The organism is Micromonospora sp. NPDC005174 (genome assembly GCF_040608495.1).
GTDB lineage: Bacteria > Actinomycetota > Actinomycetes > Mycobacteriales > Micromonosporaceae > Micromonospora.
The window spans coordinates 1-23,366 of record NZ_JBEXIJ010000055.1 but is presented as its reverse complement, the minus strand read 5'-3'; the positions used below and the strand labels follow the sequence as shown (position 1 = coordinate 23,366).

16 protein-coding genes and 1 pseudogene are annotated in these 23,366 nt (G+C 72.0%); 4 read left to right on the top strand and 13 right to left on the bottom strand.

The features are described from left to right. Positions 1-1,451: 1,451 nt before the first annotated feature. From uvrC to rsgA, 4 genes and pseudogenes are all read right to left on the bottom strand, one after another. Positions 1,452-3,389, bottom strand: a pseudogene (uvrC, locus tag ABZU91_RS32245) (excinuclease ABC subunit UvrC); the annotation flags it as partial. Positions 3,390-3,511: 122 nt separating this feature from the next. Further along, on the bottom strand, positions 3,512-3,994 hold the full coding sequence (locus ABZU91_RS32240; RefSeq protein WP_355248913.1) for a Rieske (2Fe-2S) protein: 483 nt from the start codon (positions 3,992-3,994) through the stop codon (positions 3,512-3,514). A gap of 159 nt (positions 3,995-4,153) precedes the next feature. Then, positions 4,154-7,099, bottom strand: a complete 2,946-nt coding sequence (gene uvrA, locus ABZU91_RS32235) for an excinuclease ABC subunit UvrA (protein ID WP_355248910.1) — start codon at positions 7,097-7,099, stop codon at positions 4,154-4,156. A 212-nt stretch (positions 7,100-7,311) separates the two neighbouring features. Further along, positions 7,312-8,382: a ribosome small subunit-dependent GTPase A gene (gene rsgA, locus ABZU91_RS32230; protein ID WP_355248924.1), complete on the bottom strand. Its 1,071-nt coding sequence runs from the start codon at positions 8,380-8,382 to the stop codon at positions 7,312-7,314. Positions 8,383-8,655: 273 nt separating this feature from the next. On the opposite strand from rsgA, the gene ABZU91_RS32225 reads away from it, so the two are divergent. Continuing rightward, complete coding sequence (locus ABZU91_RS32225; RefSeq protein WP_355248921.1) at positions 8,656-9,309, top strand: MBL fold metallo-hydrolase; 654 nt, start codon at positions 8,656-8,658, stop codon at positions 9,307-9,309. Between the two features lie 274 nt (positions 9,310-9,583). Here ABZU91_RS32225 and ABZU91_RS32220 read toward each other — a convergent pair whose 3' ends face one another. Together ABZU91_RS32220 and ABZU91_RS32215 are read right to left on the bottom strand one after the other, a co-directional pair. After that, positions 9,584-10,192, bottom strand: coding sequence for a VTT domain-containing protein (locus ABZU91_RS32220; RefSeq protein WP_355248907.1), 609 nt, complete (start codon positions 10,190-10,192; stop codon positions 9,584-9,586). Between the two features lie 101 nt (positions 10,193-10,293). Further along, positions 10,294-10,989: a 50S ribosomal protein L11 methyltransferase gene (locus tag ABZU91_RS32215; RefSeq protein ID WP_355248919.1), complete on the bottom strand. Its 696-nt coding sequence runs from the start codon at positions 10,987-10,989 to the stop codon at positions 10,294-10,296. A 185-nt stretch (positions 10,990-11,174) separates the two neighbouring features. Here ABZU91_RS32215 and ABZU91_RS32210 point away from each other — a divergent pair, with 185 nt between their 5' ends. Next, positions 11,175-11,378 (top strand): cold-shock protein, encoded by a 204-nt coding sequence (locus ABZU91_RS32210; RefSeq protein ID WP_007462771.1) that lies wholly within the window; start codon positions 11,175-11,177, stop codon positions 11,376-11,378. Here ABZU91_RS32210 and ABZU91_RS32205 read toward each other — a convergent pair. The 5 genes from ABZU91_RS32205 to ABZU91_RS32185 form a co-directional block, all read right to left on the bottom strand. Then, on the bottom strand, positions 11,299-12,708 hold the full coding sequence (locus ABZU91_RS32205; RefSeq protein ID WP_355248903.1) for an MFS transporter: 1,410 nt from the start codon (positions 12,706-12,708) through the stop codon (positions 11,299-11,301). The two genes, ABZU91_RS32210 and ABZU91_RS32205, sit on opposite strands and share 80 nt — an antisense overlap. After that, positions 12,705-13,280 (bottom strand): metalloregulator ArsR/SmtB family transcription factor, encoded by a 576-nt coding sequence (locus ABZU91_RS32200; RefSeq protein WP_355248901.1) that lies wholly within the window; start codon positions 13,278-13,280, stop codon positions 12,705-12,707. Before ABZU91_RS32200 ends, ABZU91_RS32205 begins: the two co-directional genes overlap by 4 nt. A 108-nt stretch (positions 13,281-13,388) precedes the next feature. Continuing rightward, positions 13,389-14,261 carry a hypothetical protein gene (locus tag ABZU91_RS32195; protein WP_355248898.1) on the bottom strand — a complete coding sequence of 291 codons (873 nt, stop codon included), beginning with the start codon at positions 14,259-14,261 and terminating at the stop codon, positions 13,389-13,391. A gap of 159 nt (positions 14,262-14,420) precedes the next feature. Next, complete coding sequence (locus tag ABZU91_RS32190) at positions 14,421-16,094, bottom strand: CocE/NonD family hydrolase (RefSeq protein WP_355248895.1); 1,674 nt, start codon at positions 16,092-16,094, stop codon at positions 14,421-14,423. Between the two features lie 2 nt (positions 16,095-16,096). Continuing rightward, complete coding sequence (locus ABZU91_RS32185; RefSeq protein ID WP_355248916.1) at positions 16,097-16,612, bottom strand: MarR family transcriptional regulator; 516 nt, start codon at positions 16,610-16,612, stop codon at positions 16,097-16,099. Positions 16,613-16,735: 123 nt separating this feature from the next. Here ABZU91_RS32185 and ABZU91_RS32180 point away from each other — a divergent pair, with 123 nt between their 5' ends. After that, positions 16,736-18,862, top strand: a complete 2,127-nt coding sequence (locus ABZU91_RS32180) for an efflux RND transporter permease subunit (protein WP_355248892.1) — start codon at positions 16,736-16,738, stop codon at positions 18,860-18,862. Between the two features lie 58 nt (positions 18,863-18,920). On the opposite strand, the gene ABZU91_RS32175 is transcribed toward ABZU91_RS32180, so the two are convergent. Further along, positions 18,921-19,805, bottom strand: coding sequence for a lytic transglycosylase domain-containing protein (locus ABZU91_RS32175; protein WP_355248889.1), 885 nt, complete (start codon positions 19,803-19,805; stop codon positions 18,921-18,923). 33 nt (positions 19,806-19,838) lie between these two features. Next, positions 19,839-21,248 (bottom strand): DedA family protein, encoded by a 1,410-nt coding sequence (locus ABZU91_RS32170; protein ID WP_355248886.1) that lies wholly within the window; start codon positions 21,246-21,248, stop codon positions 19,839-19,841. A gap of 133 nt (positions 21,249-21,381) precedes the next feature. Between ABZU91_RS32170 and typA the strand changes: the two genes are divergently transcribed. Then, complete coding sequence (gene typA / locus ABZU91_RS32165; protein WP_355248884.1) at positions 21,382-23,250, top strand: translational GTPase TypA; 1,869 nt, start codon at positions 21,382-21,384, stop codon at positions 23,248-23,250. Positions 23,251-23,366: the final 116 nt, after the last annotated feature.

Sequence of the window (23,366 nt, the reverse complement as noted above, 5' to 3'; positions counted from 1 at the left end):
GGACCGGCGACAGCCCCACCGGTGAACGCGAGACCAGCAGCGGTCAGAGCAGTCCTACGAATCAGATCGGTACGCATAACAGCGTGCTCCTCTGCAAAAGTCGGGGGAAAACACGACGACACACGAACGGGGGCGGTGTGCCGAAGCGAAAGTTCATCCGAGACAGGGCCCGGCGACCCAGCAGGGCCTGCACGGGGGCATCTCCGGAGGGGTGGTCCAACGGTCCGGGGCGGCGGATCATTCCGCCAGATCACTACGGACCGGGCACGGCCTACGGTGCTTTGCTGCTCGGCGGTGCGGGGGATGTAACGACGCCGACCCGGCGGGTGTTCCCGGGGCTGGCTACCGGCCTGAGCCGGTGCTGCTCGGCGGTGCCGGGGATGTAACGACGCCGACCCGGCGGGTGTTCCCGGGCGGGGCCCTGCGCCGCCAGCCCGACGGGCGCGGCGGCATGCCAGGTATAACGACCCCGCCCGGCCCGCGATTCCGCCGCCACGATGACACCGACCACAGCACAGCACGCCCCTGAACAGGACAAACCTCGCATCCAACAACGGTCCTGCGCGCGTTGGGCGGGTGATCGTCTCGACATCGCCGATACAGGGGTATCTCCGCACAGGGATGCCCCCACATCGGCGACCTGGAGGCGATCAGATCGCGGATGCTGCGCCGAAGCCAGACACCGGGGACAAAACGCTCGGGCGCATGGCATCGGCGTCCAAGGGCTAAGCCATGATCCGCACAACTTCGGGGATGTTGCTGCCTCGGCCCGTTGTGAGGCAGCAACATCCCCGAAAGTGCTGCCTACCGATCGAGGCGACCGCGTCGCCGAAGGTCCCAGACGGCCCAGCCGGGCAAGATCGTGCTCGAACCAGGAAAGAGCGCCCCGCCGCGCGGCCAAGGCCACTACAACCAGGATCGAGCGCGATCATGGGGGTGCGACGGCGTTCCGCATTCGACACCGCCATGTCGCCCCGGCGGGACGGGCGCGGAACTCCGCCTATATTCCGACAGATCGCCCACTTGGTGCGCGGTAGGGGCATGCGCGCGTCGGGGCAAGGTGGTGATCCACACGACTTCGGCGATTCGCGCTATCCCAGCCGTTTGACAGCCCGATATCGGCGAAGTCGAGTCGATCATGGCGAGGGCGAGCCCCCAACCGCTGGCCCTGCGCCAGAAGTCGCCTCCGCGTCGGGTGGGCTTACCGCGTCGGGGGTCGCCTTCGCGTCGGGTGGGCCGGCCACGTCGAGGGTCGCCCCCGCATCGGGTGAGCTCACCGCATCGGGGGTCGCCTCCGCATCGGGGGTCGCCTCCGCATCGGGTGGGCTCACCGCGTCGGGGGTCGCCTTCGCATCGGGTGGGCTCACCGCGTCGGGCGTCGCCTTCGCATCGGGTGGGCCGGCTGTGTCGGGGGTCGCCTGAGTGCTGTCGTCGGCTCGTGTGCCCGGGTCGAGGGCGGCCAGGATCGCCTCGGCTGTCCGTCGGCCGACCCCGGGCACCTCGGTGATCTCTTCGACGGTGGCCGTGGAGAGCCGCTTGAGGGAGCCGAAGTGCCGCAGCAGCGCCTTGCGGCGTACCTCGCCCAGGCCGGAGACGTTGTCCAGTGCCGACTCGGTCATCCGCTTGGAGCGGCGCTGGCGGTGGAACGTGATGGCGAAGCGATGTGCCTCGTCACGGACTCGTTGCAGCAGGTAGAGGCCCTCGGAGGTACGCGGCAGGATGACCGGGAACTCGTCGTCGGGGAGCCAGACCTCCTCCAGCCGCTTCGCGAGGCCGCAGAGCGCGACGTCGTCGATGCCCAGGTCGGCGAGGGCCTGCGCGGCGGCCGCGACCTGCGGGGCGCCGCCGTCGACGACCACGAGCTGCGGCGGGTACGCGAACTTTCGCGGCCGACCGGTGGTCGGGTCGATCAGGACACCGACCTGCGGATCGACGGGGTCGACCGGGGTGGACGGGTCGTCGGCCGACTCCACGCCCACCTCGCCCGTCTCGGCCCGCGCGTCGAGGTAACGGGCGAAGCGGCGGCGCAGCACCTCGGACATCGCGGACAGGTCGTCGGTGGCGCCCCGGACGATGAACCGCCGGTACTCGCTCTTGCGGGGCAGCCCGTCCTCGAAGACCACCATGCTGGCCACCACGTCGGTGCCCTGGATCTGGGAGATGTCGAAGCACTCGATACGCAGTGGCGACGTGCGCATGCCCAGCGCCTCGCTGATCTCGTCCAACGCCTTGCCGCGGGTGGTCAGGTCACCGGAGCGCTTGAGCTTGTGCCGGGCCAGCGCATCCTTGGCGTTGCGCTCGACCGTCTCCAGCAGGGTGCGCTTGTCGCCGCGCTGCGGCACGCGCAGCGACACCCGGCTGCCCCGGTGGCTGGTGAGCCAGTCCCCGAGGGCGTCGGCGTCCGCCGGCAGCTCGGGCACCAGAAGCTCACGGGGTACGTCCGCCTCGCCGTGCTCGCCGCCGTACACCTGGGTGCAGAAGTGGTGCACCAGGTCGCCGGTGGTCAGGTCCTCGGTCTTCTCCACCACCCACCCACGCTGGCCGCGGACCCGGCCGTCGCGGACGTGGAAGACCTGCACGGCCGCTTCGAGCGGGTCGTCGGCGAACGCGACCACGTCGGCGTCGGTGCCGTCGCCGAGGACGACGGTCTGCTTCTCCATGGCCCGGCGCAGGGCGGCCACGTCGTCCCGCAGGCGGGCGGCCCGCTCGAACTCCAACGCCTCGCTGGCGTCGGTCATCTCACGTTCGATCTTGCGGACCATGGTGTCGGTGCGGCCAGCCATGAAGTCGCAGAACCCGTCGACGATGGCCCGGTGCTCGTCGGCCGAGACGGTGCCGACGCACGGGGCCGAGCACTTGCCGATGTAGCCCAGGAGGCACGGACGGCCGACCTGGCCAGCGCGCTTGAACACGCCGGCCGAGCAGGTCCGCGCGGGAAACACCCGCAGCAGCAGATCGAGGGTCTCCCGGATGGCCCAGGCGTGCGAGTACGGCCCGAAGTAGCGCACACCCTTGCGCTTCGCGCCGCGCATCACCTGAAGTCGCGGGTACTCCTCGTCGAGGGTCACGGCGAGATAGGGGTACGACTTGTCGTCGCGGTAGCGGACGTTGAACCGGGGGTCGTATTGCTTGATCCAGGTGAACTCCTGCTGGAGCGCCTCGACCTCGGTGCCGACGGTGATCCAGTCCACCGACTCGGCGGTGGTGACCATCTGGCGGGTGCGCTCGTGCAGGTTCCAGACGTCGCCGAAGTAGGAGTTGAGCCGGCTGCGCAGGTTTTTCGCCTTGCCGACGTAGATCACTCGGCCGGTGCCGTCGCGGAAGCGGTAGACCCCCGGTGACTCCGGGATGGTGCCGGGTGCGGGACGGTAGGTCGAGGGGTCAGCCACGCCACCAAGCCTAGTCCGCACCCCCGACACGCCACGCCGAGCGCTAGATCAACTCGGCGTGCGGGAAGTCGGGGCGTCGACGAGCGCCGGACGCCCCGACTTCCAGGGAAGAGGCCCGACCGTCAGGCCAGGGAAATCTGATCGCCGGTGACCTTGATGTCCCTCGGCGGCAGCGGCTTCTTGGCCGGACCGGCCTTCACCGAGCCGTCCTCGATCGAGAACTTGCTGCCGTGGCAGGTGCAGTTGATGGTGCCGCCGTCGACGTTCGAGACCGGGCAGTTCTGGTGCGTACAGATGGGGCTGAAGCCCTTGAACTGGCCGGCCGCAGGCTGGGTGATCACCACGCCCTCGGCGGCGAGGATCTTGCCGCCGCCGACCGGGATGTCGGCGGTGGTGGCAAGCGACTGGGCGTTCTGTCGGTCGCCGCCGCCGGCGTCGCCGGTGCTGGGCACGGCCGGGCCGCCACTGGTGGGTGAGTCGCTGCCACTGCCGTCGTCGCTGCCGCAGGCAGCCAGGACGACGGCCGCGCCGACCGCCCCGACGCCGGTGAGCAGGGTACGACGGGTCTGCGTACCCGGACCGGTCAGCGCCTGATCGTCGCTCATGCCTCGCCTCTCTCTCGCCCACTGCGCCGGTCCGAAAGCCCGGCCACATTTCTTTCCACGCGCAACTGTGCCGGATAGTTCAGACCGGCATCCGTGCGACCCCGGCAAAAGGGGCGGGACGGGTCGACATCCGACCCGCCCCGCAGAGGTAATGGTTGATCAGCGCGCGCCGGCCGGCACCTTGCGGGTCGCCCGTGTCTTGGTCGCGCCGTTGGCCTTGGCGGCCCGGGTGGTGGCCGCCGCCGCGCCCTTGGCCTCGCCGTCGAGCTTGAGCACCTGGCGCAGGAACTCGCCGGTGTGGCTCTCGGCCACCTCGGCGACCTCCTCCGGGGTGCCGGTGGCGAGCACCGTGCCGCCCCGGTGACCACCCTCGGGACCCATGTCGATCAGCCAGTCGGCCGTCTTGATCACGTCGAGGTTGTGCTCGATGGTGATCACCGTGTTGCCCTTGTCGACCAGGCCCTCGAGCACCATCAGCAGCTTGCGGATGTCCTCGAAGTGCAGGCCGGTGGTCGGCTCGTCGAGCACGTAGACCGTCCGCCCGGTGGAGCGTTTCTGCAGCTCGGACGCGAGCTTGACCCGCTGCGCCTCACCGCCGGACAGCGTCGGCGCGGGCTGCCCGAGACGGACGTAGCCCAGGCCCACGTCGACGAGCGTCCTGAGGTGCCGGTGGATCGCCGGGATGGCGGAGAAGAACTCGGCGGCCTCCTCGATCGGCATCTCCAGCACGTCCGAGACGGTCTTGCCCTTGTAGTGCACCTCCAGCGTCTCCCGGTTGTACCGGGCGCCCTTGCAGACCTCACAGGGGACGTACACGTCGGGCAGGAAGTTCATCTCGATCTTGATGGTGCCGTCGCCGGAGCACGCCTCGCAGCGGCCACCCTTGACGTTGAACGAGAACCGGCCCGGGCCGTACCCCCGGACCTTGGCCTCGGTGGTCTCGGCGAAGAGCTTGCGGACGTGGTCCCAGACACCCGTGTAGGTGGCCGGGTTGGAGCGCGGCGTACGCCCGATCGGCGACTGGTCGACACCGACGACCTTGTCCACGTGCTCCAGCCCGGAGACCCGGGTGTGCCGGCCGGGCACCAGCCGGGCGCCGTTGATCTGGTTGGCCAGCACGGCGTACAGGATGTCGTTGACGAGTGTCGACTTGCCCGAGCCGCTGACGCCGGTGACCGCGATGAGCTGGCCCAGCGGGAACGACACGGTCAGGTTGCGCAGGTTGTGCTCCCGCGCGCCGTGCACCACCAACTCCCGGCCCGGGTCCTGCGCGCGACGGCCCGTCGGCGTCGGGATCGACCGCCGGCCGGACAGGTACGCCCCGGTGATCGACTCCTTGTTCTTGAGCAGCGCCGGCACCGAGCCGCTGTGCACGATCTTGCCGCCGTGCTCGCCCGCGCCGGGCCCGATGTCGACGATCCAGTCGGCGACGCGGATGGTGTCCTCGTCGTGCTCGACCACGATCAGCGTGTTGCCCAGCCCGCGCAGCCGGATCAGGGTCTCGATGAGCCGGTGGTTGTCGCGCTGGTGCAGACCGATCGACGGCTCGTCGAGCACGTAGAGCACGCCGACCAGGCCCGAGCCGATCTGGGTGGCCAGCCGGATGCGCTGCGCCTCGCCGCCGGAGAGCGTGCCGGCCGGCCGGTCGAGGGAGAGGTAGTCCAGGCCGACGTCGAGCAGGAACCGCAGCCGGGCGTTGATCTCCTTGAGGACGCGCTCGGCGATCAGCTTCTGCCGGTCGGTCAGCTCGATGCCGGCGAGCAGGTCGGCGCACTCCCCCACGGACAGGTTGCAGACCTCGGCGATGCTCCTGCCCGCCAGGGTGACGGCCAGCACCTCGGGCTTGAGCCGGGCGCCCCCACACGCGGCGCACGGCACGTCCCGCATGTAACCCTCGTACTTGTCGCGGGACCACTCGGACTCGGTGTCGGAGTGCCGGCGCTCGATCCACTGCATCACACCCTCGAAGCCGGTGTAGTAGGAGCGCTCGCGGCCGTACTTGTTGCGGTAGCGCACGTGCACCTGATCGTCGGAGCCGTGCAGGATCGTCTTCTGCGCCCGCGCCGGCAGCGCCCGCCACGGGGTGTCGACGTCGAAGTGCTGGGACTCGCCGAGCGCCTCCAGCAGGCGCAGGAAGTATTCCAGGTTGTGCCCGGTCGACCAGGGCTGGATCGCGCCCTCGCGCAGGCTGCGCTCCGGATCGGGAACCAACAGCTCCGGGTCGACCTCCTTCTTGGTGCCCAGACCCGTGCACTCGGGGCAGGCGCCGTACGGGGCGTTGAAGGAGAAGACGCGGGGCTCGAGGTCCTCGATGGCGAGCGGGTGGTCGTTGGGACAGGCCAGGTGCTCGGAGTAGCGGCGCTCCCGATCCGGGTCGTCCTCCGGCAGGTCGACGAAGTCGAGCAGCACCAGGCCGCTCGAGAGGCCGAGCGCGGCCTCGACCGAGTCGGTCAGCCGCTGCTTGGCGCTCGGCTTGACGGTGAGCCGGTCGATCACCACCTCGATGGTGTGCTTCTCCTGCTTCTTGAGCTTGGGCGGCTCGGTCAGCGGGTGCACCACGCCGTCGACCCGGGCCCGCGCGTAGCCCTTGGCCTGCAGCTCGGCGAAGAGGTCGACGTACTCGCCCTTGCGGCCCCGGATGACCGGCGCGAGCACCATGAACTTCGTGCCCTCGGCCATCGCGAGCACCCGGTCGACGATCTGCTGCGGGCTCTGCTTGGAGATCCGCTCACCGCAGACGGGACAGTGCGGCTCGCCGATGCGGGCGAAGAGCAGGCGCAGGTAGTCGTAGACCTCGGTGATGGTGCCGACCGTCGAGCGCGGGTTGCGCGAGGTCGACTTCTGGTCGATGGAGACGGCCGGGCTGAGCCCCTCGATGAAGTCGACGTCGGGCTTGTCCATCTGCCCGAGGAACTGCCGGGCGTACGACGACAGCGACTCCACGTACCGCCGCTGACCCTCGGCGAAGATCGTGTCGAAGGCCAGGCTCGACTTGCCCGACCCGGACAGCCCGGTGAACACGATGAGAGCGTCACGGGGCAGGTCGAGACTGACGTCACGCAGATTGTGCTCGCGCGCGCCACGGATGATGAGTCGGTCGGCCACGGTACGTGTACTCCCGGGTGAAGGTGAAGCGGAGGGTCTGTCCCGCTCTGGGCTGGTTCCGAGCGGTCGTGCGGGCGCGGAAAACGCGCCTCGGCAACTCTAGCCCCGAGGTACGACACTTTCCCCCGCCCGCACATTCCCCCAGCTCAGCCCGGTCGGCCGCGCCGTACGCGAGCCCGCTTCGGCGCTCGCCCCCAGGCGCGGCCCGCCGGTCAGTAGCCCCCGGGCGACGGCGGGCGGACCGCCCTGCGTCGCGCCGAGCGCCAGCCGCCCCGGCGCTCGGAGGCGAGTCGCGCCTCGCGCCGCCGGCTCTCGTGTGCCACCTCGCCCTGCAGCCGCCGCCAGCTCTCCCACCGGCGGGCGGACAGCTCACCGGTGCCCAGCGCGTCGCGGACCGCGCAGGCCGGCTCGCCGTCGTGCCGGCAGTCGGCGTACCGGCAACCCTCGGCCAGCCCGGCGATGTCGGCGAACGCCCGGTCCAACCCGGCCACGCCGTCGAGCAGACCGACCGCCCGCACACCGGGCGTGTCGATCACCGCGCCGCCGCCGGGAATCGGCACCAGGGCCCGCCAGGTGGTGGTGTGCCGTCCCTTGCCGTCGACGCGACGGATCGCCTGCGTCGGCATCATCACCGCGCCCGCGAGCGCGTTGACCAGGCTCGACTTGCCCGCGCCGGACGGCCCGAGCAGCCCCAACGTGCGACCCGGCGCGACCTGGGCACGCAGCGGGGCCAGCCCGGTGCCGCGCTCGGCGCTGACCGGCAGCACCGGCACACCGGGGGCGACCGCGGCGAGCTGCCGGGCCAGCGCGGCCGGATCGGCCGCCAGGTCGGACTTCGTCAGCACCACCAGCGGCCGGGCCCCGGACTCGTGGACCAGGGAGAGCAGCCGCTCGATGCGGGCGACGTCCGGCTCCGGGTGCACCGGCTCCACGACGGCGGCCGTGTCGAGGTTGGCGGCCAGCACCTGACCGCTGGCGTCCTTGCCAGCGGTACGGCGGATCAGCGCGGCTCGCCGGGGCAGCACGGCCGCCACGGTGATCCGGCGGTCCGGCCAGTGCGTGAGCAGTACCCAGTCCCCCGTGCAGGGCAGCGCGGAGAGGTCCCGGGCAGCGGCGGCCAGCACGGACGGGCCGAGACTGGCGCGGACCGGACCGTCGGCGGTGAGCACCGTGCAGACTCCCCGGTCCACCCGGGCCACCCGACCCGGGTGGCGCTCGCCACGTCGGGCGGCGTACGACGCCCGGTCGGCGTCCCAGCCGAGGGCGGTCAGATCGATCGTCATGGCATCCTCATCGGTGTCGAGCTGGTGATGGCGGAACATGCGTGCCACGTCCGGCATGAACACCACCTCCCTCCGACGTCCGAGTGCCGCATGTGACGCCGACGGTAGGGCGCGGGGCGACGCGCCGAAAGCGATTTCCGCGAGGACGGCGTGCCGCGTGCCCGCTAGGGTCGACGCGTGCGCGCGGAACCGCAGCCGCCGAGCGGCGCGGCGGTGCGCCACCGCACGGCCGCCGAGCGTTTCCTCCTGCATCGAAATGGATATCCACACGTCATGACCTACAGCGGAGATGTCACGCACGGCGGCCCGCCGGCGGTACGGGAGTTGGACGGGCTGACCATCAGCAAGCTGTCGGTCGGCCCGATGGACAACAACGCCTACCTGCTGCGGTGCACCGGCACCGGAGACCAGGTGTTGATCGACGCCGCCAACGAGGCGCCCCGGCTGCTGGAGCTGATCGGTGACGGCGGCCTGACCGCCGTGGTCACCACCCACCAGCACATGGACCACTGGGTGGCGTTGGAGGAGGTGGTCGCCAAGACCGGCGCTCGGGCTCTGGTGCACACCGACGACGCGTCCGGGCTGCCGATCGAGGCGGAGCACCTGACCGAGGGCGACACCGTGCCGGTCGGCGACTGCGCGCTGGAGGTCATCCACGTCAAGGGGCACACCCCCGGGTCGATCGCGCTGCTCTACCGCGACCCGGCCGGCACCGGCCACCTCTTCACCGGCGACAGTCTCTTTCCCGGCGGCGTCGGCAACACGGACAAGGACCCGCAGCGCTTCGCCGCGTTGATCGACGACGTCGAGCACAAGCTGTTCGATCAACTGTCGGACGACACCTGGTTCTACCCGGGCCACGGCAAGGACAGCACCCTGGGCGCGGAACGCCCGTCCCTCCCCCAGTGGCGAACCCGAGGCTGGTAACCCCACCAGCCAGAGCCAAAGCGCCGGCCCGGCCCGGCCCGGCCACGAAAGGTCACGCCCCACTGCCCCAGCCGAGAAAGCCCCCACGGGGCCACTCAACGCTGACCGAACACCCCTGAAGATCCAAACCACCGGCGGCGGCGACACCACCGGACGAACCGCGTCCACGACGGGGGCGGGGGCCTGCCGTGCCCGGCGCAGGGATCAAGCCTGACCGCCCGGAGCCGGGCACGGCAGGCCCCCGGCCCCGAACCGCAACCAGGTCAGCCCAACCTCAGCCAGCAACAGCCACCAGCCGCCGCCGCGCCCCCAGCAGCGCGACGGAGGCCAGCACCAACCCGACCCCCATGGTCACCAGCAGCGGGCTCGGCGCCCCCGGCAGCAGCGCGGCCAGCGACCGCGACGCGGTGCCCAGCGCCAGGTAGAGACCGGCCCAGGCCGCCGCGCCGAGGGCCGCGCCGCCGAGGAACCGCCGGTACGACATCCGCAGCCCGCCGGCCGCCAGCGGCAGCAGCGCGTTGAACACGGGCAGGAACGGCGCGACCATCATCATCCGCCCGCCGCCGCGGCTGAGGATCCCCTCGGCCGCGCTCCAGCGTGACTCGCCGATCCAGCCTCCGATGCGGCTGCGGCGCAGGTGATCGCCGTACCGACGGCCGATCAGGAAGCTCAGCGACCAGCCGGCCAGGCACCCGACGAGCACCGCGGCGAAGGTGGCCAGCCCGGTGGCCGGGCGGCCGACACCGACCGCGGCCAGGATCGCCACGTCACCGGGGATCAGCACGCCCAGCAGCGGTACGGCGTCGAAGAGCATGACCAACCCGAGCACGCCCATCAGCACCAGGATGGGCAGCTCTCCGACCTGGGCCAGCCATTGCGTCATGCCTCGTACGCTATGGCCGCCGCACCACCTGGGACATCCGGTCGCAGCCCCGAGCGTCCCCTGGTGTCCGCCTCGGGGTCACCCCTGAGAGGGCTGGCGTGTCACTCGGGTCGCAGCACCCGTACCCGGCGGGGCGAGGGGTCCACCGAGGGTTCGGTGGTGGGCACCGGGTAGTCGGCCAGCACCCGCAGCCCGTCGGCCGGCAGGTGCCCCCGGCCGGGGTCCCCGACCAGCACCTCGGCGCCGGAGGCGACGACCCGTCGGAGGAACGGCAGCATCCTCTCGGCCATCGGGCGGCTGTAGAACACGTCGCCGGCGACCACCAGGTCCGCGTCGTCGACGTCGCCGTCGAGCAGGTCGTCGCCGCTGGTGTCGACGGTGACCCGGTTGGCGCGCGCGTTGACCGTGACGGCCGCCACGGCGTACGGGTCGATGTCGTTGGCGACGACGTCGGACGCGCCGGCCAGCGCGGCGGCGATGGCCACCAGCCCCGACCCGGCGGCGACGTCGAGAACACGACGTCCGGCGGCCAGCTCCGGGTGGTCCAGCAGGTGCCGGGCCAGGGCCTGGCCGCCGGCCCAGGCGGAGGCCCAGTAGGGCGCTGGCAGGGGGTGCCCGGCGAGCGCCTCCATCCGGGCCCACCAGACGATCGCGTCCTCGGCGAGGTGCAGCCGCACCTCGGGGACGAACGGGGTGGGTACCAGTTGGAGCCGGTCCAGGCCCGAGCCGGGCGCGTCGATCTCGCGCTCCAGCTCGGACAGCGCGGTGGCTGCGGCACCCCTCATCGGCGCAAGCATGCCGCAGGACAGGGTGGTCGGGGCGGGTTTGGCACGCCGGTATCGTGGAGAATTCATCTGAGATCGAGTAAACACCTACGGCACTTCGGCCGGCAGATCGGGGCTTCGCCCGCTACTGTCGAACAGGTACGGGCGACCATCGGCCTAGAGGCCGGTGGTCCGCCGCTTTGAACAGGGAGAGATGCATGGCAACCGGCACGGTTAAGTGGTTCAACTCGGAAAAGGGCTTCGGCTTCATCGAGCAGGACGGTGGAGGGCCGGACGTGTTCGTCCACTACTCCGCCATCGCTTCGAGCGGTTACCGGGAGCTCAACGAGGGCCAGAAGGTCGAGTTCGAGGTGACCCAGGGGCAGAAGGGCCCGCAGGCGGACAACGTCCGCCCGATGTAGCTCCGTGCCGGTGGCGGCGGTCGGTCTCCGGTCGCCGCCGCAGTGCACTCACGACGCTGCCGGAGGCGGCGGGCAGGTCCCGCCGCCTCCGGAGCGGCCCAATCAGCAGGATCAACGGGGTCAACGCCAACCAGGCCGTCATCACGGTTACGGCGGTGTCGACGCCGTAACGCGCACCGAGCGCGCCGGCCACCACGGCCGCCAGCGGAATGGTGCCGTAGTTGAGCAGGTGCATGCTCACCGTCACGCGCCCGAGCAGGTGGTGCGGCGTGTACGTCTGTCGGAACGCGCCCTTGACGACGTTGCCGATGGCGACCCCGAGGCCGACCAGCACGCCGCCGAGCGCCGGCCAGATCAGCCCGACGCCGGGCCCGGCCAACGGGATGAGCAGGGCGGGTGGGCCGGTGAGCGCCGCGCCGATGAGCATGGCGCGCGCGGTGCCGCAGCGCCGGGCGAGGGCGGTGGCCAGCAGCGCGCCGATGATCCCGCCGATGCTCATCACCCCGACCAGGACGCCGACCAGCCCCGGCGCGAGTCGTAGCTCGCGGACCAGGAACACCACCAGGACCGCCTGGTAGCCGGCCAGGCCGATGTTGCTGGCCGCCCCCATGAGCGTCAGGACCCGCAGGTACGGGTCGCGGATGACGAAACGCAGCCCCTCGGCCATGTCCCGCCGCAGCGACCGGGACCGGTCCCTACGGACGGGACGCGGCTCGGTGGTGCGGATGCGCAGCAGGAGGGCCGCCGAGAGGAGGAACGTCAGGGCGTCCAGCAGCAACGCGGCGACCGCACCGGCGAGTTGGGCGATCAGGCCGGCGATGCCGGGCCCGACGACGTAGCTCACCGTCTGGGTGGCCTGGAGCTTCGCGTTTCCCTCGGGCAGTTGCTCGGGTCGCAGCAGCACCGGCAGGTAGACCTGGTCCGCGGTCTCGAAGAAGACCCGCGCGACGCCCGCGCCGAGGGCCACCAGTAGCAACTGCGCGACGGTGAGGCGACCCATCAGGGCGGCCACCGGCACGCTGAGGAACGCGAGCGCGCACAGCAGGTCGCAGACCACCATGAGCGGCCGGCGCGGCAACCGGTCCACCCACGCGCCGGCCGGCAGACCGATCAGCAGCCAGGGCAGCCAGGCCGCGGCGGTGAGGACCGCCACCTGGAAGGTGCTGGCGTCGAGCACGGCGACCGCCACCAGGGGCAACGCGACGGTGGTGACGTTACTGCCGATGCTGCTGACCGTCTGGCCGGCCCAGAGCAGGCGGAAGTCGCGGTGCCGCAGCAATCCACCGACCGGCCGGGGCGGGGCGGGATCGGTGCGGGTGGCCGCCGTCACGGCCGGGCCGGTACGCCGTGGACAAACACGAACACCGGGCGGCGCTCGGCGCCGTCGTCGGGCAGCTCGCGGTCGCCCCAGCGGGTCAGCACGGCGACGATCTCCTGGCTCAGCTCTTCCAGCTCGGCCGGTGTGAGGTGCATCCACCGGTCGGCGGAGAACGGTCCCTCACCCCAGACTGCCTGCTCGGTCTCCTCGGCGCCGTGCCAGGCGCGGGCCAACGCGACGTGCCGGTCCAGGTTGAGGGAGGTGGCGGCGTCGGCGACGGCGCGGTCGGCGGGGTCGGCGACGAAGTCGGTCGTGGACCAGCGCACCGCCCGACTGGCCAGTTGCCACCAGCGTTCACGGCGGTCCCGGGCCAGTTCGGGGGCTTCGGTGACCAGGTCGGCGGCGGCGAGCACCTTGAGGTGATGGCTGACGTTCGCCGGCGCCTGGCCGGTGCGGTCGGCGAGCATGCCGACGGTCGACGGCCCATGCACCTTGAACACGTCCATCAGTCGGCGGCGCAGCGGGTGGGCCATGGCGGCCAGCACCCGCGAGTCGGTGACCTGGCGTACGTCGGGGGACTCCATACCGCCACCATGCCATCCGCAACAGTTCTTGCGCAATAGGTCTTGCCCAAGAACTGTTGCGGGGCGGGCGTGCGGTGCGGGCGACCCGGCGGCTACGGGCCGCCCCGCTCAGGCGACCAGCCGGCGGGCCAACTCGTCGGCGACCTGCTTGGCGATGGTGGGTGGAATGGCCGCGGCGATCTCCTCCGGCGTCAGCCCGGCCAGCACGCCCTGGATGATCGCCTCCTCGTCGGTGAAGTCCTTCCCGGCCAGCGCGGTGAGCGCGCTCTGCAGGGCGGTGAGCTGCGCCGTCATCGCTCGCAGGTTCCAGTTGCCGGTCACCGAGGCACCGGTCTCGTCCCGGCCCTCCGCCATGCGGGTGTAGATCTGTCCGATCGGGTTGCGGCCGTCCAGGACGGTGAGGTTCTTGTGGACGGTCGCCAGCCAGTTGTGCTCTTCGGGGGTCATGTCGCTGTCCTCCAGGAGTCCGATGGAGCTGAGGTAGCGGCGGAACAAGGGCCTTTGGTCACGGCCCGCCTTGATCGCGTCGCGGAAGAAGCTGATGTGGGTGTGCCAACGGTGCGAGCTGTCGCCGGTGGTGCGCTTGCCGAGGCGGTCCCAGCGCTTCACCGTGTTGCCGTCGGGGCTGTAGATGATCTCGCGGATGTCCCGGGTGTCGGCCGCGTTCGCGGCGCACTGGTCCACGCACCAGAGCGAGAAACTGACCAGGGTGTTCGTACGACCACCGGAGCGGACCTCGAACTGGCCGACGTCCAGCGCCGACGCGTCGAGGGTCAGTCCGGCCCGGTCCCGGGGTGACTCGACCACCGAGTAGTCGTTCGGGACCACCCGGTCCGAGCCGCAGTGATAGCCGCCGCGGTGGTCCGGGTCGCCGACGATGCCGACCTCGTTCGGCTCCAGGTCGTCCGGGCCGGGGGCGTTGTCGAGGTGGGTGAGGAGCAGGCTTCGAAGGGCCAACAGGTTAGCCGGGGCCCGGGTCATGGGGTCCCCCTCTCAGCTGGGGCGGGGACCGGGCGCGACGTCACACCGCGTATGCGGTGTCGGGCTTCGGGCGAGCCCGGTCTGGGTGGTGCACGGCGCCGGGCGTTGACTCAACCATAGCCCGCATTCCAATGAATGCCCAGGTCAGAGGCGCTCTGTTCAGATTGGAGGCATCGGCGGGGCAGAGTGGACGATCGGCAACAGCAGCACCGAGGGATGCGCCGGGTCATGCAGGACCTGCCGCCAACCGGCACGCAGCGTCACCGCCGTACCGAGGGGTTCTCCGGTGCCGGGGTTGCGCGCCCAGCGCGGATGGGCGCCGCCGGCGACCTGCACCCGCAGCCGGTGCCCGGCGGCGAACCGGTACGCGGTCGGCCAGAGCGACACCGGAACCCGCAGCACCCCGGACGCGTCGGCGGGGAGGCGTTCGGGCGTCACCCGCACCAGGCCGTCGCAGACGTTCCACGACCGACCGCGCGGGTCCACATCGCACAGTCGCACGAAGACGTCCAGGTGTGGCAGCTCGCTGCGGACGTGCAGCTCGGCGCGTACCGGGCCGATCACCTCGACCGGACCCGCCAGCGGAGCGCTGGTGTAGGTGAGCACGTCGGGGCGGGTCTCCACCTGCCGGTTGTCCACCCGACCGGCTCGCTTGGCGACCAGCAGCGGCCCACCCAGCGACGGGGTGGGGTCGGCCGGGTCGTACCGGAACTCGTCGGGCGTCGACGCGCCCGGGGGACGTACCGCCAGCTCACCGCCCGCATGCAGGTGCCAGGCGGTCTCGACGGCCGGCGGCGGCCAGTCCGGCAGGTCCCGCCAGCCGCCGCCGGGACCACCCACGTGCACCCGGACCGGGGCCGCGCGGGGCGGACGTTCGTCGTCCGGCGGCCCGTCGAGGTGTACGTCGAGCCAGGTCAACCCCTCGCGCAGGGCCGCCACGAACAGCTCGGGGCTGCCGTGGGTCCAGGGACCGATCACGAGGCGTGGGCGTGTGCCGGCGGCGCGCAGGGTGGCGTGGTCGTCGAGCTGGGCGGGCAGGAAGATGTCGTGCCAACCGGTGACCATGACCACCGGCGCCCGCACCCGGGCCACCCGGTCGGCGAAGACGCGCTCGCGCCAGTACGCCGCCTCCGGGGTGTGGTGCCGCAGCCACTCCTGGAAGAACGAGATCGTGACGCCGGTGGCCACCCGGTCCACCCCGGCCAGCGGCAGGTGGTCGAGCGCGGCGGCCAAGCGGGGCTGCCCCCGTTTGAGTTCCCGCTGGCGGGCCAGCCACGGCACGGTCTGGGCGTGCAGCAGCTCGGCCCAGGTCAGTACGGTGTCCAGGGCGAACGACTCTCCCGCGTACGTCGAGTCCCGGGTGGCCGAGGCGGTCACCACCGCGACCATCGCGCGGAGGTCCTCACCGGCGTCGGCGGCCAGCGCCCACTGGGCGAAGCCCTGGTAGCTGACCCCGAACATGCCGAGCGCACCGGCCCACCAGGGCTGACGGCGCAGCCAGTCCAGCGTGTCGACCCCGTCGTCGCGCTCGTGCACCAGCGGGGCGAACGTGCCGCCGGAGCCGCCGGTGCCCCGGCAGGACTGGATCACCGCGTGGCGGCCCCGCGCGGCGAGCAACCGGCCGAGCAGCCGCAACGGGCCACCCCGCCCGTACGGGGTGCGGATCAGCACGGTCGGCGCGGCTCGGCCGCCCGGCGCGTAGTGGTCGGTGCGCAGCACCACGCCGTCGCGGGCCCGGATCGGGATGTCCCGGGTGACCCGCACCGGGCCGGGCCGTGTCGGGGGCAGCCGCAGTCCGGCGGCGGCGAGGCGCGCGACGAGCCGGCCGGACACGGTCAGCCCGTCGTCCGGTGGGGCGGTTCGGGCCGGGTGGCGCGGACCGCGTCGCGGTGCGCCCGCAGCGACTCGCTCATCTCCGCGACGAACCGGTGCACGACGTCCAGTTCGTCCTCGTCGAAGCGGTCCATCACCGCGTCGGTGCGCGCGCCCAGGGGCTGGAAGAACTCCATGGCCAGGGCGGCGCCCTGGTCGGCGTAGTGCAACAGCACCTTGCGCCGGTCGACGGTGTCGCGGTCCCGGCGGATGTGCCCGGCCCGTTCCAGGCGGTCGATCAGCGCGGTGACCGAGCCGGACGACAGGTTGAGCTGCTCACCGAGGCGACCGGGGGTGATCGGGTCGCCGAACAGTTCGGCGTCCATGACCGCGATCAGCGCGTTCAGGTCGGTCGGGTTGAGGCCGTGCAGGTTGGCGAAGGCGTGACCGACCTGCTGGGCGTCCACCGCGTACCGCCGAAGGTTGTTGGTGATCTCCGCGACCAGCTGCTCGCGGCGCGTGTCGCGCCGCCGGTACATGCCGTGAGTCGCCACGTCGCGCCGCTTCTCCCCGTCGTCGGTACTCCGGGTTGCAGCATAGAACAGCCGCCGATAATCTCGTTCATCAAGATACTTGGCGCTCGAAAGACCTAGGGGTCCGCGATGTCCGTCTTCACAAGGGTCGCGCGTGGCCGGCTCGCGGCCTGGCTCACCGTCGCCGCCGCGCTCGTCATCGCCGCGATCATCTTCGGAGTGCCACGGCCGGACAACCCGGCACCGGTCTCCGCCACCGGCCTGTCCGCCGAGTGGCAGTCGACACAGGTGCAGCGTCTTCAGGACCAGCTACCCACCAGCGACGTCCAACCGGCCGTCGTGGTCGTCAGTCGCGGTGACGGCGCGGCGCTGAGCGAGGCCGACCGGGCCGCCCTCGCCTCCCGCTCCGGCGACCTGGGCCGGTTGGCCGTGGGCGGTCGGGTCAGCCCGACCCAGGTCTCCCCGGACGGCACGGTCGCGCTCGTCGCCGTTCCGCTGGACACCTCCGGGGGCCAGGAAGAGGTGACCGGCAAGGTCACCGAGCTGCGCGACGCGCTGGCGGACCTGCCCGACCCGCTGGCCGCCGAGGTCACCGGCGCCCCCGCCCTGACCGCCGACCTGTCGTCGGTCTTCGAGGGCGCCGACGTCACCCTGCTCGCGGTGACCGCCGCCGTGGTCGCGTTGCTGCTGCTGATCACGTACCGCAGTCCGTTCCTGTGGATCGTGCCGCTGATCGTGGTCGGCGCGACCGAACAGCTCACCCTGCGCGCGGTGGACACGATCGTGCCCGCCGTCGGCATCAACCTCCAGCAGGGCCAGGTCACCGGCATCGCCAGCGTGCTGGTGTTCGGTGCCGCCACCGACTACGCGCTGCTGCTCATCGCCCGCTACCGGGAGGAGTTGCGGCGCGAGCAGGACCGCTTCGCGGCGATGCGGGCAGCGCTGCGCCGTACCGCCGAGCCCATCCTGGCCAGCGGCGGCACCGTGGTCCTCGGCGTGCTCACCCTGCTGCTCAGTGAGCAGGAGACGAACCGCGCACTGGCCGTGGCCTGCGCCACCGGCGTGGTCTTCGCCATGCTCTCGGCGCTGTTCGTGCTCCCCGCCGTGCTGGTCCTCTTCGGTCGCGGCCTGTTCTGGCCGTTCGTACCCCGGGTCGGCGGCCCGGTCCGCGAGGGTCGGCTCTGGGGGCGGCTCGGCGCGGTCGTACGACGCCGCCCGGTGGTGGTCGCGGTGCTGTCGACCCTGCTGCTCGGCGGCCTGGCCCTCGGCGGGCTCGGAATCCGCACCGGCCTGTCCGAGACCGAGCAGTTCCGGGCCGCGCCCGAGGCGGTGACCGGCGCACAGACTCTGGCCCGGGCGTTCCCCGCCGGCAGCACCCAGCCGGTGGCCGTGCTCACCACCCCGGCGGCGGCGCGAGCGGTCGCCGACGTCGCCAGCGCCGTACCCGGCGTCGCCTCGGCGCGACCGGGCGACGCCGGCCAGGCTGTCGCCCAGGTCGACGTGGTGCTGGACGCCGAGCCCGGCACGCCCGCCTCGGACCGCGCGATCGAGGCGCTACGCGACGCGGTCGCCGCCGTGCCCGACTCCGCTCCCCCGGCCGTCGCCGGCGCCGACCCGCCACCCGGCGCGATCGTGGGCGGCTCGGTGGCCGCGACCTACGACTCCGACGAGGCCAACGACCGCGACCTGCGGCTCATCCTGCCGATCATCCTGCTGCTGGTCGGCGCGGTGCTCGTGCTGCTGCTGCGGGGCCTTGTCGCGCCGGTGCTGCTCGTGCTCACCGTGATCGCGTCGTTCTTCGCCAGCCTCGGGGCGGCCTGGCTGCTCTTCGACCACGTGCTGGACTTCCCGGCGCTCGACAGTGGCGTACTGCTGCTCGCCTTCGTCTTCCTGGTGGCGCTCGGCGTGGACTACAACATCTTCCTGGTGACCCGGGCCCGGGAGGACGCCCGCACCGCCGGCACCCGCGACGGCATGCTGTCCGCGCTGCGGGTCACCGGAGGTGTGATCACGAGCGCCGGGGTGCTGCTCGCCGCGGTGTTCGCCGTGCTCGGCGTGCTGCCGCTGATCACGCTGACGCAGATCGGCATCATCGTCTGCATCGGCGTCCTGCTGGACACGCTGCTGGTCCGCACGGTGCTCGTGCCGGCGCTGGCGTTCCTGCTCGGCGATCGCTTCTGGTGGCCGGGTCGCGTCGACGCCCACCCGGGCGTCGACGTCCCGGCGACGCCCGAGCCGGTGCCCGCACGAGACTGACCGCCCACGCGACGGGGGCGGGGCCGGAAAACACCCGGCCCCGCCCCCGTCGGCGTGCTCAGTAGCCCAGGCAGACGCACTCGGTCATCAAGGCCCGCACGTTGCGCACGTACGACGGGTTGGGGATGGCGAGGGGCTCGCCCTCCTGCGCCACCGCCCCGTGCCCGAAGTTGTAGGCGGCGATGACCGCGTTGAGCAGACAGGAGTTCAGTTCGGCGGTGCACAGGTCCGCGTCGAGCCGGAAGTCGGACTCGAAGTACATGTCTCCGATGTACTTGGTCAGCCAGGCCAGGTAGTTGGCCCCCAGGTACGCGTTGTCCCGGTAGTCGGCGATGTCGTAGCTCTGGTCGAAGCGCTGGTTCATCCAGGTCGCGGTGCCCGGCATCACCTGCATCAGCCCGACGCCGCCGTCGCAGGCGTAGATGTTGGACTGCCAGCCGCTCTCCTGCCAGGCGGTGGCCCTGAGCAGGTCGAGCGGCACCTTGAGGTCCGGTGCGGAGCTGGGCCAGTAGGTGCGGGCGGCGGCGTCGCTCAGGGCCGCCTTCACGTCGGCACGGCTCGCCTGGGTGCCCTTGTAGCTGGGCTTGCAGGACGCCGGGGCGGGCTTTGGAGGCGCCGGCGGGACCTTCGTCTCGGTGGGCGCCTTGGCGACCGCGCGCGGCTTCGTGGGAGCCGTCGCCCGGGTCGGCTTCTTCGCCGGGGTCGGGGAGGCGGACGCGCTACGGCTCGGGGCGGTGCCCATCGCCGCGACCGCGCTCGCCGAAGGGCTCGACTCGACGGACGGCTCGTCGACCGGCTCGTCCGTCGGCGCCTCGGTGACCGAAACGGGTGCGGCGGCCTGATCCTGCGGGCGTTGCCCCTTGCCGGCGCAGCCGACCGCGCCGCTGGCGAGCAGCAGGCCGGCGAGCACGAGCGCGCCCACCCGTCCGGCGTGTTGACGCATAGTGGTCCTCCCCCGTCTGACAGTCGCCGCAGATTAGCAAGGTTCGACGGGCCGGCGGTGCCCCTGCGCGGGCCGGACCGGACCGGCCGACTGCTCCCGGTCGCCGACCGCCCGGTCCCGGGTGGCCCAGGCGACCACGAACACCACCGTCCACAGCACCCCCAGCAGTACCGCCGCCGCCGTACCGCTCGTCGTCTCCAGGCCGAGGTAGAGCCGCGCGGCCGCAACCCCCAGCACGCCCGCGGCGGCGGCCGTCCACGCGGCCACCGCCACCGGCCACCGCGCGCTGCGCGACACCAACCAGGCGAGGGTGCAGAGGCTCGCCGCGACCACGGCGTTCTGGGTGGAGAACGGGACGGCCTCGTGCGCGCCGTCACCGGGTGCTCCGGTCAACTCGGCCACCACGGCCAGCATCACCAGCGGCACGAACGCGCCGGCCGTACCGACCACGCTCAGCAGGTCGGTGCGCAGCGGGCGGTTGCGCCACGCCAGCACCACGGCCACCATCGCCACCAGCACGATCAGCACCCACCCGCGTACCAGCGAGACCACGACCAGGGTGGCGTCGGCGGCGTCCGGTGTGCGGCGGGCCGTGAACCACGCGCCGATCGCCCCGTCCAGGGCCGCCAGTCCGCTGTTGCGTACCACCACGGCGAGCAGGCCGGCGATGGCCAACCCGGCGGCGAAGAGCAGCAGCAGCCCGGCGGCCAGGTTGAGCAGCAGCGTCCAGGCCGGCCCGATCCGCATGGCGAGCAGGAAGAACAGCACCCCGTACCGGGCGCCGAGCCAGCGCACCGGCGGCAGCGCGGCGGCCCGCGAGAGCAGCGCGCGCGCCGGGTCGGGGTTGCGGCCGAGCCACCGACCGGCGAGCACCACCCCCAGCAGCCCCGCCAGCAACGCCAGCGCCGCGCCGGTGGCCCGGCCGAGCACCCGGGAGACCGTGTCGTACGACTCACCGGCGAGGTGACCGAGCAGCACCGAGCCGCTCACCCAGGTCGCCACCCCGGCCAGGTTCCACAGGGCGAACCGCCGGTACGGCATGCCGGCCGCACCGGCCAGCCGGGGCACCAGGGTGCGGGCGAAAGCCACCCATCGGGCGGCGAACACCCCCCGCCCACCGAGGCGGGCGAGCATGGCGTCGGCGCGGGCCCACCGCGCGGGCCCGACCCGGTGACCCAGGCCGGCGCGCAGCCGAGGCCCGTACCGCCGCCCGGCGCGAAAGGCCAGCCCATCGCCGAGGACCGCCGCGACGATCATCGCGAGCAACGCCGGCCCGAGCCGCAAGGTACCGTTGTAGGTGAGGAAGCCGACGAGCAGCAGGGTAGCCTCACCCGGCACGAGCAGGCCGAAGATCACCGCGGTCTCGCCCGCCACGATCAGCGCGGCGACCAGGTAGATCCACAGGGTGGGCAGACCCTGCACCCAGGTCAGCAGGTCGTGCACTCAGGCCCCCGGGACACGGGAGCCAGCATGCCAGCCGGACGAACCACCGGCACAGCGGTTTCACCATAGATCAGGGGCACCTGGGGGTGACCCCGACGCAGCCTGCGCGAGCGCAGGCGGAAGGATAGAGGGTATGCAGCTTCGCACCGACCTCCGCAACGTCGCCATCATCGCTCACGTCGACCACGGCAAGACCACCCTGGTCGACGCCATGTTGCGGCAGGCCGGCGCGTACGGCGCACGCGGCGAGAACACCGAGCGGGTGATGGACTCGGGTGACCTGGAGCGGGAAAAGGGCATCACGATCCTGGCCAAGAACACCGGTGTGCGCTACCTGCCGGCGGACGGCTCCGACCCGGTCACCATCAACATCATCGACACCCCCGGCCACGCCGACTTCGGTGGCGAGGTGGAGCGCAGCCTGACCATGGTCGACGGCGTGGTGCTGCTCGTCGACGCCAGCGAGGGCCCGCTGCCGCAGACCCGCTTCGTGCTGCGCAAGGCGCTGCAGGCGCGGATGCCGATCATCCTGGTGATCAACAAGGTGGACCGCCCGGACGCCCGGATCAAGGAGGTCGTGGACGACACCTACGAGCTCTTCCTCGACCTGGACGCCGACGAGCAGCAGATCGACTTCCCGATCGTCTACGCCTGTGCCCGCGACGGTGTCGCCTCGCTGACCCAGCCCGCCGACGGCTCGGTGCCGAGCGACAGCACCTCCCTGGAGCCGCTGTTCCGCACCCTGCTGGACACCATCCCGCCGCCCTCCTACGACGACGGCGCGCCGCTGCAGGCCCACGTGACAAACCTCGACGCCTCGCCGTTCCTCGGCCGGCTGGCGCTGTGCCGGGTCCGCCAGGGCACCATCACCAAGGGTCAGACGGTGGCCTGGTGCCGCACCGACGGCAGCACCCAGCGGGTCCGCATCTCCGAGATGCTGATGACCGAGGGCCTGGAGCGCAAGCCGGCCGAGAGCGCCGGCCCGGGCGACATCATCGCGGTCGCCGGCATCCCCGAGATCATGATCGGTGAGACGCTCGCCGACGCGGAGAACCCGGTCGCGCTGCCGCTGATCACCGTCGACGAGCCGGCCATCTCGATGACCATCGGCACCAACACCTCGCCGCTTGTCGGTCGACTCAAGGGCTCCAAGGTCACCGCACGGATGGTCAAGGACCGGCTCGACAAGGAGCTGATCGGCAACGTGTCGCTGCGGGTGCTGCCCACCGAGCGCCCGGACGCCTGGGAGGTGCAGGGCCGCGGTGAGCTGGCGCTGGCCATTCTGGTCGAGCAGATGCGCCGGGAGAGCTACGAGCTGACCGTCGGCAAGCCGCAGGTGGTCACCAAGGTGATCGACGGCAAGACCTGCGAGCCGGTCGAGCGGCTGACCATCGACGCCCCGGAGGAATACCTGGGCGCGATCACCCAGCTCCTCGCCACCCGCAAGGGCCGGATGGAGCAGCTGGTCAACCACGGCACCGGCTGGATCCGGATGGAGTGGCTCGTCCCGGCGCGCGGCCTGATCGGCTTCCGCACCGAGTTCCTCACCGACACCCGGGGCACCGGCATCCTGCACCACGTCTTCGAGTCCTACGAGCCGTGGTTCGGTGAGCTGCGTACCCGCAACAACGGCTCCCTGGTCGCCGACCGGGCCGGCGCGGTCACCGCCTTCGCGATGACCAACCTGCAGGAGCGCGGTCAGCTCTTCGTCGAGCCGACCACCGAGGTGTACGAGGGCATGATCGTCGGGGAGAACTCCCGCTCCGACGACATGGACGTCAACATCACCAAGGAGAAGAAGCTCACCAACATGCGGCAGTCGACCTCTGACGAGACCGAGAAGCTGGTCCCGCCGCGCAAGCTCACCCTGGAGCAGGCGCTGGAGTTCTGCCGCGAGGACGAGTGCGTCGAGGTCACCCCGGCCACGGTGCGCATCCGCAAGGTGGTGCTCGACCAGCAGCAGCGGGGCCGGGCCACCGCCCGCCGCAAGCACGCCGGCTGACCACACCAGCACCGGGCGCGTCGGCGGGGGCGGGGGGGCGCCCCGCCGGCCGGGCCGCGGCCCCCGCCCGCGGGACCGAGAGAAGGGGGAGAGGTGGGGGGTGGAGGGAGAAGGAG